This is a genomic window from Streptomyces sp. NPDC048473, assembly GCF_043200155.1.
Taxonomy (GTDB): Bacteria; Actinomycetota; Actinomycetes; order Streptomycetales; family Streptomycetaceae; genus Streptomyces.
Genome location: NZ_JBICXE010000001.1, coordinates 519,647 through 537,465 on the forward strand (window position 1 = coordinate 519,647; position 17,819 = coordinate 537,465).

General features: G+C 71.3%; 11 protein-coding genes. 6 read left to right on the forward strand and 5 right to left on the reverse strand.

The window, feature by feature from the left end; translation table 11 throughout:
* Positions 1-13: 13 nt before the first annotated feature.
* Positions 14-484, reverse strand: coding sequence for a hypothetical protein (locus tag ACGFU7_RS02415; protein ID WP_393691471.1), 471 nt, complete (start codon positions 482-484; stop codon positions 14-16).
* Positions 485-646: 162 nt separating this feature from the next.
* On the opposite strand from ACGFU7_RS02415, the gene ACGFU7_RS02420 reads away from it, so the two are divergent.
* Complete coding sequence (locus tag ACGFU7_RS02420) at positions 647-3,793, forward strand: alpha-N-acetylglucosaminidase TIM-barrel domain-containing protein (RefSeq protein WP_393691473.1); 3,147 nt, start codon at positions 647-649, stop codon at positions 3,791-3,793.
* A 71-nt stretch (positions 3,794-3,864) separates the two neighbouring features.
* Entirely contained in the window at positions 3,865-5,814 is a 1,950-nt protein-coding gene (locus ACGFU7_RS02425) for a hypothetical protein (RefSeq protein WP_393691475.1), read from the forward strand.
* A gap of 95 nt (positions 5,815-5,909) precedes the next feature.
* Here the strand turns inward: ACGFU7_RS02425 and ACGFU7_RS02430 are convergent, their stop codons facing one another.
* A complete protein-coding gene (locus tag ACGFU7_RS02430) occupies positions 5,910-6,053 on the reverse strand; it encodes a hypothetical protein (RefSeq protein WP_393691477.1) in 144 nt (47 codons plus the stop codon).
* A 358-nt stretch (positions 6,054-6,411) separates the two neighbouring features.
* Between ACGFU7_RS02430 and ACGFU7_RS02435 the strand changes: the two genes are divergently transcribed.
* The 4 genes from ACGFU7_RS02435 to ACGFU7_RS02450 all read left to right on the forward strand — a co-directional run bounded on the left by ACGFU7_RS02435 (position 6,412) and on the right by ACGFU7_RS02450 (position 9,729).
* A complete protein-coding gene (locus tag ACGFU7_RS02435) occupies positions 6,412-6,732 on the forward strand; it encodes a hypothetical protein (RefSeq protein ID WP_393691479.1) in 321 nt (106 codons plus the stop codon).
* A gap of 198 nt (positions 6,733-6,930) precedes the next feature.
* On the forward strand, positions 6,931-7,836 hold the full coding sequence (locus ACGFU7_RS02440) for a metal-dependent hydrolase (protein WP_393691481.1): 906 nt from the start codon (positions 6,931-6,933) through the stop codon (positions 7,834-7,836).
* Positions 7,837-7,838: 2 nt separating this feature from the next.
* Positions 7,839-8,921 (forward strand): PDR/VanB family oxidoreductase, encoded by a 1,083-nt coding sequence (locus ACGFU7_RS02445; RefSeq protein WP_393691483.1) that lies wholly within the window; start codon positions 7,839-7,841, stop codon positions 8,919-8,921.
* An 85-nt stretch (positions 8,922-9,006) separates the two neighbouring features.
* The gene (locus tag ACGFU7_RS02450) at positions 9,007-9,729 is read left to right on the forward strand and encodes a TetR/AcrR family transcriptional regulator (protein ID WP_393691485.1); all 723 of its coding nucleotides are present in this window, start codon (positions 9,007-9,009) and stop codon (positions 9,727-9,729) included.
* Between the two features lie 4 nt (positions 9,730-9,733).
* On the opposite strand, the gene ACGFU7_RS02455 is transcribed toward ACGFU7_RS02450, so the two are convergent.
* The 3 genes from ACGFU7_RS02455 to pulA form a co-directional block, all read right to left on the reverse strand.
* Entirely contained in the window at positions 9,734-10,084 is a 351-nt protein-coding gene (locus ACGFU7_RS02455; protein ID WP_393691836.1) for a 5-carboxymethyl-2-hydroxymuconate Delta-isomerase, read from the reverse strand.
* A 90-nt stretch (positions 10,085-10,174) separates the two neighbouring features.
* Entirely contained in the window at positions 10,175-12,211 is a 2,037-nt protein-coding gene (locus ACGFU7_RS02460; protein WP_393691487.1) for an ATP-binding protein, read from the reverse strand.
* Between the two features lie 189 nt (positions 12,212-12,400).
* A complete protein-coding gene (gene pulA / locus ACGFU7_RS02465; RefSeq protein WP_393691489.1) occupies positions 12,401-17,713 on the reverse strand; it encodes a pullulanase-type alpha-1,6-glucosidase in 5,313 nt (1,770 codons plus the stop codon).
* Positions 17,714-17,819: the final 106 nt, after the last annotated feature.

The following is a 17,819-nucleotide window of genomic DNA, read 5'->3' on the forward strand; positions in this document are numbered from 1 at the left end:
CGGACCTGCGCGGTCAGCTCCCGTGGTGACCGGAGTGCCCTGTCTCGCTCCCTCCACCGGCATCGCTCCCCGACGAGTGGTGCGGCGAGGCGGTCTCCACCGTCCCCCCGAGCCGGCCGCGCAGCGCCGCGACCACCTGCGGCTCTCCGACGGCCACCCACTTCCGGCCGACCAGGTACGAGCCGCCGTAGTCGTTGGCCTCGTTGATCCACTCACGCTGCCCGCGATCGGTCGCGAAGGTGGCGAGCACATAACGCCCGTCGTCCGTCGAGCAGTTGGCCTGCCGCAGCTCCTCGGCGTCGGTCCCGATGCTCGGCTCGCAGTGTGCTTTCGAGGCCAGCTGCTCCAGGGTGCCCGTCGCGGTCGGTGGAACATCCTCTGCCCCTCCGCACCCGCTGAGCAGGACCATGCCGGCCACGCATACCGCCAGGGCGGCCGACACCCCGGATCCATGCCCGCGTCGCGTCTCCCGCTGCGTCACCATCCGGCCATCGTGCCCCTTCCCACCCGGTTGAGGCGGCCGAACGGCTGGATCGGAACAAACCGCCGTACGCCCCATTGCCCGCCCCCTCTCCCGTCATTAACGTGCGCACCGCACACCTGTTGTCACATGCACGACCATGAACAACACCGAGGAGTGCGGACCATGACGGAACCTTCCCTGCCCTTCAGCTTCTCCCGACTTTCGCGACGTACGCTGCTGGGCACCGCCGGAGCCATCGGCGCCGCCGCCGCAGTCGGCGTCGCCGCAGTCGGCGTCGCCGCACCGGCGCAGGCCACCCCCGTACCGCCCGCTCCTCCCCGCCCGCTCCAGGACCTCACCCCCGCACGCGAGGCACTGCGCCGTCTGCTGCCGGACCACGCGGACCAGTTCCGTATCCGCGCCCTGTCCCGAGACGGCCGCAGCGACGGCGCAGATGCCCCCGACCGCTTCCGCGTCACCGGCACCACCGGCCGGATCGAGATCGCCGCCACCACCCCGGCCGCCGCCCTGACCGGAGCGCACTGGTACCTCAAGTACACCTGCCACAGGGTCATTTCATGGTCCGGCAGCCGCACCGACCTCCCTCACCGGCTGCCCGCACCCCGCGCCCCCGTCGAGCAGACCGCGACCGTCGCGCACCGGTTCGCCTTCAACGACACCCACGACGGCTACACAGCCCCGTACGCCGACTGGCCGCGCTGGGAGCGGATGCTCGACGTCCTCGCCCTGCACGGCTGCAACGAGGTCCTGGTCACCGCCGGACAGGAGGCCGTCTACCACCGGCTGCTCCAGGACTTCGGCTACACCGATACCGAGGCCCGCACCTGGCTGCCCGCCCCCTCCCACCAGCCGTGGTGGCTGCTCCAGAACATGAGCGGATACGGCGGTCCGCTGGGCCCCGAGCTGATCGCCCGGCGCGCCGAGCTGGGCCGGCGCATCGCCGACCGGATGCGGGAGCTGGGCATGGCGCCGGTGTTCCCCGGCTACTTCGGTACGGTCCCGGACGGCTTCGTCGCTCGTAATCCGGGGGCGCGGGTCGTCCCGCAGGGCACCTGGAACGGGCTGCGCCGTCCCGACTGGCTCGACCCGCGCACCCCCGTCTTCGCCGAGGTGGCCGCCGCCTTCTACCGGCATCAGGAGGAGCTGTTCGGTCCGGCGGCCCACTTCAAGATGGATCTGCTGCACGAGGGAGGCACCGCCGGTGACGTCCCCGTGCCGGATGCCGCCCGTGCCGTCGAGTCCACCCTGCATGCCGCGCACCCTGACGCGACCTGGGTGATCCTCGGCTGGCAGGCCAATCCGCGGCCGGCCCTGCTGGAGGCGATCGACACCGACCAGATCCTGATCGTCGACGGCCTCTCCGATCTGGACACGGTCACCGACCGGGAGAAGGACTGGGGCGGAGCTCCGTACGCCTTCGGCACCATCCCGAACTTCGGCGGCCGTACGACGATCGGCGCCAACACCGACCGCTGGACGGACAAGTTCACGTCCTGGCGCGACAAGCCGGGCAGCGCCCTGGCGGGCACGGCGTACATGCCGGAGGCGGCGGAGCGCGATCCGGCCGCGTTCGAGCTGTTCGGCGAGCTGGCCTGGCGGACCGAGAAGATCGACCGGGATGCCTGGTTCCGGGAGTACCCGCAGTTCCGTTACGGCGGCCGCGACCGTTCGGCCGAGGCGGCCTTCGCCGCGCTGGCCGCCACCGCGTACCGGCTGACGAGCACGGACGGCCGCCCCGTCGACTCCCTCTTCTCCCGTCGCCCCGGCATCACCTCGTCGGTCAACTTCGCCTTCGACCCGGCCGGGTTCGACCGGGCGTTCGCGGCGCTCCTCGACGTACGCCCGTCCCTGCGCGATGCGGACACCTACCGCCACGACCTCACCGACCTGGCCCGGCAGGCGCTCGCCAACCGGTCCCGGATTCTTCAGCCACAGCTCCGGGCCGCCTACGCCGACAAGGACGGGGACAGATTCCGTACGCTCGCCGCTCTCTGGCTGAAGCTGATGCGGCTGACGGAGGCGATGTCGGGCTGTCATCGGGCCTTCCTGCTGGGGCCGTGGCTGGAGGATGCCAAACGGCTGGCGACGAGCCCGGCGGAGGCGGTGCGACTGGAGTGGACGGCGCGCACCCTGATCACCACCTGGGCGGACCGGACGGCCGCCGACAACCTCAGCAACTACGCCAACCGCGACTGGCAGGGGCTGATGGGCGAGGTCCATCTCCCGCAGTGGCAGGCGTACTTGGACGAGCTGACCGACGCGCTCGACACCGGCAGGGCCGCGAAGCCGTTCGACTGGTACGTGGGCGAGGAGGAGTGGACCCGGCGGACCACGGGCTTCCCGGTACGCGCGACGGGCGATGCCCACCGCACGGCGCAGCGCGTGTTCGAGGCCCTGTCCACCGCCCCGTACCAGGGCACCGTCACGGTCATTGCCGATCCGGTGGCGTTCACCCCCGGCAGCACCGGCACGGTGACGGCCTCCTTCCGCAATCTGAACGGTCTGCGGTCCACCGGACGGGTCGACTTCGCGCTCACGGGTCTCGACGCCGCCGCGACGGGCGACACCTTCATCGAGGAGGTCGCGGCCGGCGGTTCGGACTCGGTGGGCTGGCGGGTCACGGCCCCGTCCGAGCCGCTGACCGCTCCGCTGCGGCCGATGCCGTACGAGCTGCGCACCGCGTACGGGCCGCGCGGCGAGGACCGGGTGACCGATCTCCAGCGCGGCGCGGTGTACATGGCGGCGCCGCCGGAGCCCGGCTGGCGTACGTACACGAGCAACGCGGCGGTCTTCGGGCAGCTCGGCGAGCGGTACGCGGTCAACGGGGCGGGCCAGGACCTGTGGAAGGGCACCGCCCAGTTCGGCACGGTGTACCGGGAGGGGGCGTGGGCCGACGGGACGAGCGCGACGGTGCGGGTCGACGCGCAGGAGAACACCGGGGGCTGGGCGCGGTCGGGCATCGTGGTGCGCAACAGCCTCGCGACACCGGGCTCCGCCGGGTTCCTGAACCTTGCGGTGACGCCGTCCAACGGTGTGGTGCTGTCGTACGACACGAATGGCGACGGCACGCTGGACACTTACCAACGGATCACCGGGATCAAGGCCCCGGTACTGCTCCGGCTGACCCGGACCGGGAGTACCTGCACCGGTTCCTGCTCCACCGACGGCGGGGCGACCTGGCGGGTGGTGGCCACGGTCTCCGTGCCGGGGGCGGCCGCGGCCGGGGACGTGGGGATCTTCATGAGCGCGACGAACGGCGGGAGCGGGCTGCGCGGCACGGTCGAGTTCAGCGGATGGCAGCTGTCGTGAGGGGGTGCCCCGGTGCATCGCACATGAGCGCACCGGGGTGACCATCGCACGATTCGCTCGTTCTGTTGAACGTGCGCCCACTGCCAGAGGTACCTTCCGCAGCCGCCCCGGCCGATGTGGAGCAGGCCGGGGCCGCGCTCGTCGAGCACTATCCGCGACTGGTCCGGCTCGGCTATCTCGTACTGCCGCCGTCCCTCGGCAGCCATCGCCGTGTTCTGAAGGCGCACGCCCTGGCCCAGCGGTACCTGCTGCCGGGGCGCCGGGGAGGGTGTGCGGCCGAGGGCAGCGTCCCGCCACCGCGCAGGTCCGCCGGTGGGGTGGTGGTGGACCCGTCCTATGCGTACGTCCGAGGGAGGGTGCTGCGTGCGGCGCTGGAGGCGGGCCGTCCACTGCGCCGCGCCCAGGTGGCACCCTTCCTTCCGCTGGTGTGGGGACTGCGACTGTTCCCGCATCCCGGCGGTTCGGATGAACTCGCCCTAGAACAGGCCCTGTCGGCCCTCTCCGCTGCCGCCCGCGCCGCCTACGTGCTGCGCGGGCTGGAGCGGCTGCCCGACGCGGAGGTGCGGCGGGTACTCGCCGCCGCCGGAGTGGCGGACCCGCATGCGGCGCTCGCGGAGGCGCAGGACGTTTCGGCGCCGTACGCGCTGCTCGAATCCGCGGAGTTCGACCCCTGTTCGCTCCAGGCCCGCCCACCGGATCTGCTGCGTCGCCGCCAGCACGCGAAGGCGGCGATGGCGGCCGTGGCGGCGCTGCTGGTGTGCGGGGCACTGCTGGGGCTGCCGGGCAACGGCTGGGCGGGCAACGGCTGGGGGCGCGGCACGCCGCCCGTATCGGCGTACGCCCGTAACGCGGTCGCCGAACAGGCCCTGGATCCGGGTGCGTTGCGCCGGGTGCCGGCGGCGTTCTGGCGGCGCTCGCCCCGTACCGACTTCACCTCCTGGCCCACCCGTGGCGACCGCGCCGGGGACACCCGGCTGCTGCGCCGCGCGCTCACCGTATGGGCGCACCCGGACGGTGCGGTGCGCATGTCGGCGACTCCGAGAACCCCTGTCGGGCCGCCGATGGGTGCGCCGCAGCTGCTGTACGCGGGCGGGGTGGACCGGGCGACGGTGGTGCTGTTCTACGACGGGCTGCGCATCGTGCGGTACGCGGAGCCGCGTGAAGCCGCTCCGGCCGAGGGCGTGGCGCTCGACTTCGCCCGGGTCGACAGCGCGGACATGGCCTCGGCGGGCGCCCTGATCGCGGGCCGTACGCGCGACCGGGTCCGCTACCTCACCGCACCCTGGGTGCGTGCGGTCTCCGTACGGAATCTGCTCGCGCCGGGCAGCGCCCCGCGGCCGCTGCGCCGCACCCCCGACGGCGTGACCGCCGCGCTGACCAGCCCGGCGACGGCCAGGAGTTGCCGTGCCTGGGACGCGATCGAGCTGCGCGACGGCTCGGCGACCCGTCTGATGACGGACCTCGGCGAGCTGACCCCCGCCCGGCTGACGTCGGGCCCGCCGTCCGCACCGCACGACGTCTCCGGGCGGGCGGAGCGGGACAGCTGGGCGCGGACGGCCTGCCTGCTGCCCGCGGTCCGTTCGCACGGCGTACGGTCGGTGAACTCCTGGCAGTACGCCGAGCAGTCGCTGCCCGAGGACAACGGCTCGGCGCGCTGGCTCTGCACCAGGGCGGAGACCTGGCGGGGTCCCGGAAGCCGGGTCCTCGCCCAGTTCCAGGCCCCGTCGGCACCGTCCGTGGCGACAGGCGGCCCGCCCGGGGCGGTCGCGGCCCGTGCCGAGGACTCACCGGCCTGCGGGATGCGCGATCCACGGGTGCTGGCCGGGGTGCTGTGGAAGTCGCACGGTGGCCGCTGGTACGTACTGGCGGCGGGCAGCGAGCAGTTCGCCTCGCTGACCACGTCGGGCGGGGTGGAGGGGCGGTCGGACAGCCGTCTCCTCGCCGTCCCGGCCAGGGCGGGCGACCGGGCACGGCTGAACGGGACGCTGACGGACGGCAGTCGGGTGGGCGCCCTGCGCTGACCTTGCTTCCGTGTCGCCGTGCCGTTTCCCGTAATTTCTTGTCGGGTGGCTGTCTCGACCGGTGTGGTCCGACGTCGGTGTCGGCAGCGGCGCAATCAGCCTGCCGATCCACGTTCCGCCCGGGCACGAGGCTCGTCCGGGCGTCCGGGCAGCAGCGGCAGCTCGGTCGTCATCACCGAGATCTGCACCTTCTCGTTCAGGTCGTCCAGTGCGCATCGGTGCGCGCCGTGATCCCCCACTCGGCCCCTTCATGTTCATGGCGCCCAGCGAGCCGGCCTTCCGGCGCGTGCTCGTGGATCCGGACGCGGAGTCGCTGCCGGACACGCGTGCCCCGGTACCTCGGTGGAGGACTGGCAGGTGGGGCGGGGCGCCGAGGGGCGGGTGGCGACAGTCGCGGGATGGAACGGAGGGCTGGGCGAGGTCCACGGTCTGCCTACAAGGGTTGGTTCCACGATCAACGACATTCCAGCAGATCGGGTGTCTTGGCGAGCGTGGCGCAGTCATCGGCGGTGGTCGGGGGGCGACGGTTGCCGTGACCAATCCGAGCAGGCGCTTCGGCGCCTGCTGCGACAGGAGATCGTTATGCATGTTTCCCGCTTGGCTGCCGCAGTCTGTGTGGCCGCCGTCGTCGCGCTGGGCGGTGCCGGCGTGGCCCAGGCCGCCGCCCCCGGCGCCGCTGCCGGTACCCACTCCGTGCAGGTCCATGACGGCCGGCACGGGGATGGCGACCACCGCGACCACCGCGACCACGGACGCTGGGGCCACGACGAGGGCCGGTACCGCGACCACGGACGCCGGAACCACCACGAGGACCGGTACCGCGACCACGGACACCGGAACCACCACGAGGACCGGTACCGCGACCACGGACACCGGAACCACGACAATGACCGGTACCGGGAGCACCGCTCCCACTGATCCGGTCCGAACCGCTGTATGACCCGGGCCCGTGGCGCCCCCCACCGAGGGGGACTGCCACGGGCCCGACGCGTGCGCCCCGGATCGGCCGGGCCGGGAATCCGACACGGCAGACGGGAACCCGACCACCGATCAGCGGCTGCAGGAATTCGCCGCACGCCCCTGTTCCCCCTGCGTACCCATCAGTACATTGACAACATGTCTAACACGCAGCCAGCGCCGGTCGCGTCGGAGCGGACGCAGCTCAAGGCCCGCAAGGTCTCCTTCGCCTGGGAGAAGACGCCCCTGCACTGGGTACCGGGCGACCCGTTCGCGACGCACACCATCAACGTGCTCCATCTGCTGCTGCCCGCCGGGGAACGCTGGTTCATCCATGTGTACCGACAGGTGCTGCCGTACATCCACGACGAGCAGCTGCGCCAGGACGTCATCGGGTTCATCGGCCAGGAGGCCGTGCACTCCCAGGCCCACGACGACGTCCTGCCCCATCTGAAGCAGCTCGGTCTCGATCCGACGCCGTACACCGCGCAGGTCGACTGGTTCTTCGAGAAGCTCCTCGGCGACCGGACGCTGCCGCCGGGCCGGGCCCGGAAGTGGTGGCTGATGGAGCGGGTGGCGACGATCGCGGCGATCGAGCACTACACCGCGTTCCTCGGCGACTGGGTGCTGAACGCCGACGAGCTGGACCGGCGCGGCGCCGATCCGACGATGCTGGATCTGCTGCGCTGGCACGGTGCGGAGGAGGTCGAGCACCGCTCGGTCGCGTTCGATGTGTTCATGCATGTCGACGGCGGCTACCGGCGGCGGGTACGGACCTGGGCCGCGGCCTTCGCCGCGCTGCTCTTCCTCTGGCAGCGCGGCACGCGTTTCTTCATGGAGAACGACCCGAGCCTGTTGCACGGCAAGGCGTCGTTCAAGGAGTTCTACACCAGCGGCAGGCGCGGCACCCTGCCCGCGACCGGCGATCTGCTGCGCTCCATCCCCCGCTATCTGAGCCACGCCTACCACCCCTCGCAGGAAGGCAGTACGGCCCAGGCGGTCGACTATCTCGCCCACTCGCCCGCGGCCACGGCCGCCGAGGCCCGTACGACGGGAACCAGCTGACCATGCCGCTCCCCCTGCCCCGTCTGCGCACCGTCGTCCTCGTCGCCGGCGCCGCGCTGCTCGCCAAGCGGGCCATGCGCCACCGCATCGAGAACTCCCCGCTCTGGCCGCTGCCGGCCCTGGAGCACCCGGTCTCGGGCCACTCCGACCGTCGCTCCACCACCACCCGCCGCCTGCTGATCACCGAGCGGACCGCCCCCGCCGACGGCGTGGTCCAACTCCGTCTGGAGGGCCCCGGTCTGCCCGCCTGGCAGCCCGGCGCGCACCTCGATCTCCTCCTTCCCTCCGGCCTGGTCCGCCAGTACTCCCTCTGCGGGGACCCGGCCGACCCCGACACGTACACCATCGCGACCCGCCTGGTCGAGGACGGCCGGGGCGGCTCCCGCGAGGTCCACGACCGGCTCCGCGAGGGCGAGGAGGTCGAGGTCCGCGCGCCCCGCAACCGTTTCCCCCTCGCCGAAGCCCCCGCGTACCTCTTCATCGCGGGCGGCATCGGCATCACCCCGATCCTGCCGATGCTGCGGTCCGTCGCCGCCTCGGGCGCCGACTGGCGGCTGCTGTACGGCGGCCGGTCCCGCGCCTCGATGCCGTTCCTGGACGAGATCGAGAAGCTGGGCGCGGAGGGCGGCCGGGTGACGGTCGTCCCCGGGGACGAGGCGGGCCGCCCGGACACGGCCGCGGCCCTGGCGGACACGGCGGAGGGCACAGCCGTCCACTGCTGCGGCCCCGAACCCCTGATGGACGCGGTCACCGCCGCCCTCCCGCCCGGCCGCACCCTGCACCTGGAACGCTTCACCGCAGCGACCACGGCATCGGCCGACTCCGGCCCCTTCGAGGTCGAACTGCACCGCTCCGGCCGCACGGTCCAGGTGGCGGCGGGCCAGTCGGTGCTGGCCGCGGTGCGCGAAGAGCTGCCGTACGTCTCGTACTCCTGCGAACAGGGCTTCTGCGGAACGTGCCAACAGCGCGTCCTGGAGGGCGAGATCGACCATCGCGACGAACTCCTGACGGACTCGGAACGCGGCGACTCGATGCTGATCTGCGTGTCGCGGTGCCGGGGGGAGCGGCTGGTGCTGGATCTCTAGGCGTGGGGTCAGGCTGTCACTCCGCATCCTGGGCGGCCCGGCCCACCACCCCTCTCCCACCGCCCCACTCGGTACCCTGTCCACCATGACGACCGGGGTGCGGCGCAGGATGGGCGTCGAGGAGCGCAGGCAGCAGCTGATCGGTGTCGCGCTGGAGTTGTTCAGTCACCGCTCCCCGGACGAGGTGTCGATCGATGAGATCGCGGCCGCTGCGGGGATCTCGCGACCGTTGGTCTATCACTACTTCCCGGGGAAGCAGAGCCTGTACGAGGCGGCACTGCGGCGGGCGGCCGACGAGTTGGCGGCGCGGTTCGTGGAGCCGCGCGAAGGGCCGCTCGGGGCACGGCTGTTGAGGGTGATGGGGCGGTTCTTCGACTTTGTCGACGAGCACGGACCGGGGTTCTCGGCGCTGATGCGGGGCGGGCCCGCGGTCGGGTCGTCGACGGCGAACGCGATGATCGACGGGGTGCGGCAGGCCGCGTACGAGCAGATCCTGGCCCATCTGGGGGTCGAAGATCCGTCGGCACGGCTGGAGTTGGTCGTGCGGTCGTGGGTGTCGCTGGCCGAGTCGACGGCGCTGATCTGGCTGGACGGACGGCAGATTCCGCGCGAGGAGCTGGAGATGCAACTGGTGCACGACTTCGCGGCGCTGGCCGCGGTGAGTGCCGCGTACAGCACGGAGATGGCGGGCATCGTGTTACGGGTCCTCGCGCAGGAGCCGGCGGACGGGCCGTTCGGGGAGCTGTTGAACCGGCTCTCCGCATTGGCGCCCGCCGTGCCGGCCGTTCCCGTGCAGCGGCTGCCGTAACGGCTCAGCTCTTGCGGTAGGACGGGTCCAGATCGCGGATCTCCGCCTCCCTGAGGACGGTGAGGCCGTCGACGGGCTTGAGGTAGGCGGTCAGCAGCTCCAGTACGGACTCGGTCAGTTGCGCCTTGAGCTCGTCGGTACGGCCGGGCAGCACGGCGATCGAAACGTTCAGGACCGCGTTGCCGGTGGCCGCGTCGCCCGCCACGAATTCCTCGATGCGGTAGAAGCGGGTCTTGCAGGCGGCGCTCTTCGTGGTGATCGTCTCGGCGATCAGCGGGTGCAGGGCGAGTGCGAAGCCGCGGCGGTCGAAGCTGTCGTCGAGCTCGGCGGAGTAGTCGACGGTGATCTGCGGCATCATGCGCTCCTGGGTGCGGGTCCAGCGGGTACGGCCGGTTGTCGGAGCACACACTTGCGCTGATCGGGATGACCGCACAAGAGGATTCCGCTACATGAGCAGTTCGCCCTGGAGCGCGGCCGCGAGGCCCACCTCCGCGTTCTCCGCCCGGCCCCGTTCGAAGGCGCGCTGGTAGGCGGCGTCGCCGACGGCCGCGCGGGCCCGGCGTTCGCAGGCCTCGCGCAGGGGCGCCAGTTCCGGGGTGCCCCGTTGCGGGTGGCCGACCATGCGCCAGTAGACCTGTCCCGTGCCGTACACCCGGGCGGCGCGGGCGCCCGCGCCCTGGGCGGCGATCGCCGCGGCCAGGATGTCCAGGCCGAGCGCGATGCCGAAGCTGTCCCGGAGGCGTTGCTTGCCCGCGAGCATCGAGCGGGCGTGGGCGGCGGAGGCGTCGGCGTCGCCCTGCAGCAGGGCGATCAGGGCGAGTTGGTAGTCGACGTAACTGCGGGTCCAGCACTCGTCCTGGGCCTCGCAGGCCGCGCGCAGGACCATGGCCGCCTCCGCCGCCTCGTCCAGCCGTCCCAGGCTGGTCAGGGCGAAGACGGTGATGAGGTGGCAGCGCAGCCGGTACGCCGATTCGAGCGGGGTGGCGGCGCCGGTGGTGCGCAGTACCCGGTCGACGTGGCGGAGGCTCGCCTCGGGGCGGCCGGTCATCACATGGGTGAGGCCGCACAGATAGGCGGCGGCGAGGATGCCCTCGTCGGCCCCGTCGCGGGCCGCCGCCCTGACGCACTCCCTGCCCAGGCGCCGGGCGGCCGGGTAGTCGCCCTGGAGCATGACGGTGATGCCCAGCACCCACAGGGCGCGGGTGCGGTGGGGGCCCTCGGCCGGTCCGGCGTCCAGGGCGCGCTGGGCGTATTCGCGGGTCTGCGGCAGATGGCCGCAGCAGCACCAGAAGAAGCCGATCCGGCCCGCCAGCTCCTGGGCGGCTTCGGTGTCATGGGCCAGCAGGTGGTCGAGGGCGGCACACAGGTCGGCGTGCGACTCGGCGATGCGGTGGTACCAGATGATCTGGTCGTCGCCGGTCCAGCCCGCGTGGGCATGGCGGGCCAGGCTGAGGAAGCAGGCGGCGTGCCGGTCGGCGGCGGCCCGTTCCTCGCCGAGCTCGGCGAGCCACATCCGGCCGTACTCGCGGATGGTGTCGAGCATGCGGTGCCGTACGCCGTCGCGTCCGACGACGGACTTGGCGACCAGTCCGTTCAGTGCCTCGGTCACACCGTCCGCGGTGAGCGGCCCTTCTGTGCAGACCTCACGGGCCGCGGCCTCGTCGAAATCGCCGCGCAGGACGGTCAGCCGAGCCCAGAGCAGCCGTTCCAGCGGTGTGCACAGCTCGTGGCTCCAGCCGATGGCGGTGCGCAGGGTGCGGTGGCGCGGCAGCCGGAGTGATTCGTCGGTCGGTACGTCGAAGCGGGAGCCGATCCGTACGGCGACCTGCTCGACGGTGTCCCGGCCGAGGGCTCCCGCCGCGAGTTCGATGGCGAGCGGAATGCCTTCGAGGCGGCGGCAGATCTCGGCGGCGGCCTCGGCGTTGCCCGGCGCGTCGAGGGCGAGCCCCGGGGCCGCCGCGGCGGCCCTGTCCCGGAACAGGGTCAGTGCGTCGGCCGCGCCCTCGACGGGCAGCGGTTCCACCTCGACGAGCTGCTCGCCCTTGATGCCCAGGGGCTGCCGGCTGGTGGCGAGCACGGTGAGGCCGGAGGACGTGGTGAGGATTTCGCCGAGCAGATGCGCGCACGCGGAGCGCAGATGCTCGCACGAGTCGAGGACCAGCAGCAGTTCCTTGTCGACGAGCCACTCGCACAGCGCGTCGATGGGCATGCGCAGGGTGTGGTCGGAGAGCCCGACCGCGTCGGAGACGGTCGCGATGAGCAGTCCGTCGTCGTGGAACGGTGAGAGATCGGCCCACCAGGCGCCGTCGCGGTGTCCGGCCGCCGTGTGCCGGGCCGCGCGGACCGCGAGCCTGGTCTTGCCGACACCGCCGCTGCCCGTGAGTGTGGTCAGCCGGTGCTCGGCGAGGCTGTGTTCGAGCCTGACAAGTTCCGCTTTCCGTCCGACAAAGCTCGTTGTCTCCTCGGGAATGTTGCTCGCCATGGTCACCGTCGCTGAAACAGGTGGACCGGCCGGTCCCGGCCCCTGATTCCCGTACTGCACAGGCATGGGAGGACGCCTGGCGTACCGGAAAGGGGCCGGGACCGGCCGGGGGGTAGGAAGGCACGCCCGGGAGCGCGGTGCTGCGGCACTCCCCGGCGGCTGCTGCCTCTCAACGTAGTCCCGTAGGGCTCAGCTCAGGGAAAACACCGCCACCGTGCGCCCCGGGACGGTGAAGCTTCCCGAACTCCTCTCGTACGTCGACTTCTTGACGGTAGAATCCGCGCCCGCAACCTGGACAGGATGCAGGGCGTACTGCTGCCCCGCCAGGCCGGCGATCTTCTGGGTCTCGGTGCCGGGAGTCGCGTTGAGGACGACCACCAGCTTGCCGAGCCTCATGGTGATCACACCCGGTGTCTCATCCCTCCCGGAGAGCGGGAAGGACAGGGCGGACTGGACCTGCTCGGTGGAGGAGAGGTCGAAGTCCTTCTCCGTGGAGCGGATGGTGAGCAGGTCCTGGTACGCGGCGGACGCGCCGTTGATCTGTGCGCAGCCGGGGCTGAGCGCGGCCCCGGTCAGCAGCGGCCTGGCATAGGACCACTTGGACTCGTTGTCGGCGGCCGGGGGCAGTCCGCGGCCGAAGCCGTTGCCGTCGCGGCAGTCCCAGTGCAGGGCGTTGAACCAGTCGCCGCTGTCGTACGAGTTGCGGTCCAGGGACTTGGAGCGCAGCAGATCGGTGCCCGCCTGGGAGAGCGAGGGCCCCTGCGAGAGGGTGGCCGTCGCCATCGCCAGGACCTGCATACGGGCCCGGTCCGCCGCCGATGTGCCCGCCGGGAGCTTGAACGCGAGTGCGTCGTACAGCGACTCGTTGTCGTGGGCGTCCGCGTAGGCGAGGGCGTCACCGGGGGCCGCGGCGTATCCGGCCGGGGCGCCGTTGTAGTCGACGCCGGACCCCTTGACCGTGTTGCCGGAGGAGTCGGTGAAGGTGTAGCCGGCGAGGTTGCCGGTGAGGCCGACCTTGATCAGGTCCTGGTAGTGGAGCAGCCGGGCCTTCTGTTCGGCCTTCGTGCCGTTGGCGGCCGAGCTGTTGGGGTCGGTGTAGAGGCCGGTGGCGAAGCCCTGCACGCCCGGGTCCTCGTCGAAGGGGCTGCCGCCGCGGACGGCGTCGCGGGACCGGTCGGAGAAGGTGGCGATGCCGGTGCCGGCCATGTTCTTCTGAGTGGCCTGGACGAAGCGGGCGTCGTCGGCGATCTCGCCGAAGTTCCAGCCCTCCCCGTACAGGATGATCTTCTTGCCGTCGACGCCGTCCTTGGCCACGGTCAGCGCGTCGAGCGCCTTGCGGACGGCAAGGATGTTGGCCTTGGGATGGTGGCCCATCAGGTCGAAGCGGAAGCCGTCGACCTTGTACTCCTTGGCCCAGGTGACGATCGAGTCCACGACGAGCTTGCCCATCATGGTGTTCTCGGGTGCGGTGTTGGCGCAGCAGGTGGAGGTGGCGACGGTGCCGTCCTCCAACAGCCGCTGGTAGTAGCCGGGCACGATCCGGTCGAGCACGGACTTGTCGTCCTGGCCGGAGGCGACGGTGTGGTTGTAGACGACGTCCATGACGGTACGCAGACCCGCGCCGTTCAGCCCCTGCACCATCTGCCGGAACTCGACGGTGCGCCGGGTGCCGTTCGGGTCGGAGGCGTACGAACCCTCCGGGACGGTGTAGTGCAGCGGGTCGTAGCCCCAGTTGAACCCGTCCTGCGCCGCGGCCGTCGCCACGCAGGCCTGCTGCTCCTCGGAGTCGGGGGCGTACACGGACAGATCGCAGGCCGGCTTCTGCTGGGCGGACTTCTTCTCGGGGATGGTGCCGATGTCGAAGGCGGGCAGCAGATGGACGTAACTGGTGCCGGAATCCGCGAGCTGCCTGAGGTGCTTCATCCCGTCGGAGCCGGTGTCGGTGAAGGCGAGGTATTCGCCGGGGTGCTTCGAGGTGCGGTCCGCGATCGAGAAGTCGCGGATGTGCAGCTCCTGGATCTGTGCGTCACGCAGCGGGACGGCGGCGGGCTTCCTCAGCCCGGACCAGCCCTTCGGCGCGAGGCCCGGGTCGTCGAGGTCGACCACGAGGCTGCGCGCGGAGTCCGTGGTCAGGGCGGTGGAGTAGGGGTCCGTGACCTTGTTGGTGACGATCTTCTGGACGGTGGGTGCCCAGACGTCCACCACATAGCGGTAGGGCTTGCCCGTCCACTTCTTCGTGCCCGTGACGGACCAGACGCCCGTGCGGTCGTCGCGCCGCATCGGGACGCTCCGGCCGTCGAGTTCGAGGGCGACGGTACGGGCTGTGGGCGCCCAGACGGACAGCGTGGGGCGGCCGTGGTCGAAGACCGGGCCGAGCGAGGCGGTGGCCGCGTTCTTCCCGTACAGGTCGTCGAGCACGCCCGCGCTCTGTACGCCGGTGGCGGCGAGCAGCGCACCGTTGGCGGCGCGCTGGGTGGCGATCAGCTGGCCGCGAAGCGCCTCGCGCACCCTGTCCCGGTCGCGGATGTCGACGGTGAACGCCGGATAGTCCTTGAGGTGCGGGTACTTCGCCTTCTGCGCGTCGGTCAGCGCGGACGGTGTGAGCCGCAGCCACTGCCCCTCGTCGGAGAGCGCCCCGTCGACGACGGAGATCCCGCCGTTCCTCGCGTAGACGAGCTGCTGGCTGGTGGCTTCGGTGGCCTTCACCTTCCATACGACGGTGTCGGAGTCGATCCACTGCGCCTCGGCCTCGGTGAGGTCGGGCGTGGGTACGCCGCCGGTCTGCGGCAGCAGATAGCCGGGCGCGCCGCCGAGCATCCAGACCTCGTGCCCGTAGGTGGCGATGTCGAGCGACTGGTCGCTCGGCAGATCCTTCTCGTCACCCTTGTGCAGGATGTAGCTGAGCGAGGTGGCACCGTCGGTGAGCGGCACCTCGAAGGTGACGCCGGAGGCGTCCTTCTTCACCGGCTGGAGCGGCTCGGCCCAGTCGGTGGGGTCCTTGGCACCGGTCCAGGTGTGCAGCCCCCAGCCGTCGTAGTCGCCGTCGGCCCGGTAGTAGTGCAGTACGGCCTTGGTGGTGTCCTGCGGCGGGTAGGCGCCGTCGGGGGCCTCGTCGGCCTGGCCGTCCTTGCCCTGCTCGATCCAGACCTGTCCGGTCCTCGCGAGTTCGACGGTGCGCTGCGGCCCGTCGGCGGTACCGGACTTCTCCACGGTGTACGGGACGGAGGAGGTGCCCTCGGCGAGCTTGATCCAGGCGAAGGCGCCGTAGGCGTCCCGCCCGATGAAGTCGGCCGTCGTGTCGCCGGACTTGACCTGCCAGCCGTCGTAGTCGCCGTCCGCACGCTTGTAGTGGACGACGGCGTAGTCGCGCTCGACCGCGACGGGCTTCTCGGCGGCGGGTGCCTGGCCTGCGGTGGACGAGGCGAGGGCGCTCGCGGTGCGGCCTGTGCGGTCGACGACAACCGCCTTGTAGCGCAAGGGGGTTCCTGCCGGCACCGTGTCGCCCACGGTCTGGGTGACCTTGTACGGGGCGTGGTCGGCGGAGCCGAGGGTGACCCACTTCCCGTTGCCGGTCTGGGCGGCGAAGACGACCCGGTTCAGCTGTCCGCCGTCGGTGTCGGCGGTGATCTCCACGGTGCCGGTGGCTCCGGCGGCGGGCGCCTTCAGGGTGATCGAGGGCTTGGCGGCCGGGGCGGCCAGGGGCTTCTCGGCGCGCAGCACGATGCTGGAGAGGGCCGGCACGGTGACGGTGATCTTCTGGTCGGCACCACTGCGGGTCACACCCGAACCTCCGTACAGCGTACGGAAGTTCATACCGGCGGACGCGGTGGGCAGCTCGACGGTCTTCGGCCCGGTGCCGTTGTTGGTGGCGACGACGTACTCGTTCGACTTCTTGGGGTCCGTACGGGAGAAGGCGTACACGGACCCTTCCGCGTGGCGCTCGCTCTGGACGCCGTTGCGCAGAGCCGGGTTCTTCCTGGTCAGCTCGGAGAGCGCGGCGATGTTCCGGTAGAGCGGGTGCTTCGTGTCGTACGCGTCAGAGGCGTGGGTGCGGTCGGTGCCCAGCTCGTCGTCGTCGAGGTAGTCGGCGGTCTTCGAGGCGAACATGGTCTGGCGGGCGTCCTTGTCGCCGCCCGCGCCGGTGAAGCCCTGCTCGTCGCCGTAGTAGACGACGGGGTTGCCGCGGCTGAGGAACATCAGCTCGTTGGCGAGCCGGGCGCGCTTGACGAGTTCCGCGTCGTCGGCCTTCGGGTTGTCCTGCTCGATGAACGAGCCGATGCGTCCCATGTCGTGGTTGCCGAGGAAGGTGACCTGCTCGTAGGCGTTGGCCTTGTCGGTGGTGTACCGGTAGTCGTCACCGAAGACGGCGGCGAGTTTCGAGGCCGGGGCGCCCTGCGAGGCGTACTGCCTGGCCGCGTCCTGGAACGGGAAGTCGAGCGTCGCGTCGAGCCGCCCCTGGGTGACGTAGGGCGAGGTGATGGCGGTGTCGGCGGAGTAGACCTCGCCGAACATGAAGAAGTCCTTGCGCCCGTGCTTGGCCGCGTAGGCGTCCAGCGCCGTCGCCCACTGGGACCAGAAGTCCAGGTCGACGTGTTTGACGGTGTCGATCCGGAAGCCGTCGATATCGAAGTCCCGGACCCACTTCTCGTAGATCTTCTCCATGCCGGAGACGACCTCGGGCCGCTCGGTCCACAGGTCGTCGAGCCCGGAGAAGTCGCCGTACGTGGTGGACTCGCCGGCATAGGTCGAGTCGCCGCGGTTGTGGTACATCGTCGGGTCGTTGAGCCAGGCCGGGACCTTGCTCCCGGTGTTCTTCGGTGTGTACGGGAACGAGTCCGCGTCCACCTTCGCCAGGCCCTTGCCGTCGTCGAACGGGCGGCCGTCCTTGTCGAGGTACGGGTAGGCGCCCTTCGGCTTGTACCCGTACTGCTTCTCGGCGTAGTCGACGGTGTCCGCGGTGTGGTTGGTGATGACGTCGAAGAAGACCTTCATGCCCTTGCCGTGGGCCTTGTCGATCAGTTTCGACAGGTCGGCGTTGGTGCCGAAGTGCGGGTCGACCTGGGTGAAGTCGGTGATCCAGTAGCCGTGGTAGCCGGCCGATGCGTCCTTGCCGGTGCCCTGGACGGGGCGGTTCTTGAAGATCGGGGCGAGCCAGATGGCGGTGGTGCCGAGACCCTTGATGTAGTCGAGCCGCTCGGTCAGGCCCTTGAGGTCGCCGCCCTGGTAGAAGCCCTTGTCCGTGGGGTCGTAGCCGGTCTCCAGTCGCGAACCGGTGAGCCCGCCGCGGTCGTTGGAGGTGTCGCCGTCGGCGAACCGGTCGGGCATGACGAAGTAGAACTGTTCACGCGTCAGATCGTGGCGGGCGGGCTCGGCGGCCAGCCGGGCGTCCGAGGGCGGGCCCGGGGGCCTCGGCGCGGCGGACGCGGATGCCGCCGGGACGACGGGGAGGAGCGCCGCGCAGAGTGCGGCGACGGCTCCCCGTCTGAGGGTGGAACGGGACACGGGCGGGGTCTCCTTGTGTGCGGGGCGGTTCTCGGGGCGGGCGGGCTTGTTGGGTGGCGGGGCGGGGGCGGACCAGGGCGTCTCCTCGGACGACGCAGAACCGTCC

Excerpts from the sequence above, each read along its gene's own strand:
- ACGFU7_RS02455 (WP_393691836.1), bottom strand. The coding sequence starts at position 10,084 with ATGCCGCAGATCACCGTCGACTACTCCGCCGAGCTCGACGACAGCTTC.
- ACGFU7_RS02440 (WP_393691481.1), top strand. The coding sequence starts at position 6,931 with ATGTCTAACACGCAGCCAGCGCCGGTCGCGTCGGAGCGGACGCAGCTC.
- ACGFU7_RS02450 (WP_393691485.1), top strand. The coding sequence starts at position 9,007 with ATGACGACCGGGGTGCGGCGCAGGATGGGCGTCGAGGAGCGCAGGCAG.
- ACGFU7_RS02460 (WP_393691487.1), bottom strand. The coding sequence starts at position 12,211 with ATGGCGAGCAACATTCCCGAGGAGACAACGAGCTTTGTCGGACGGAAA.
- ACGFU7_RS02445 (WP_393691483.1), top strand. The coding sequence starts at position 7,839 with ATGCCGCTCCCCCTGCCCCGTCTGCGCACCGTCGTCCTCGTCGCCGGC.
- ACGFU7_RS02415 (WP_393691471.1), bottom strand. The coding sequence starts at position 484 with ATGGTGACGCAGCGGGAGACGCGACGCGGGCATGGATCCGGGGTGTCG.
- ACGFU7_RS02420 (WP_393691473.1), top strand. The coding sequence starts at position 647 with ATGACGGAACCTTCCCTGCCCTTCAGCTTCTCCCGACTTTCGCGACGT.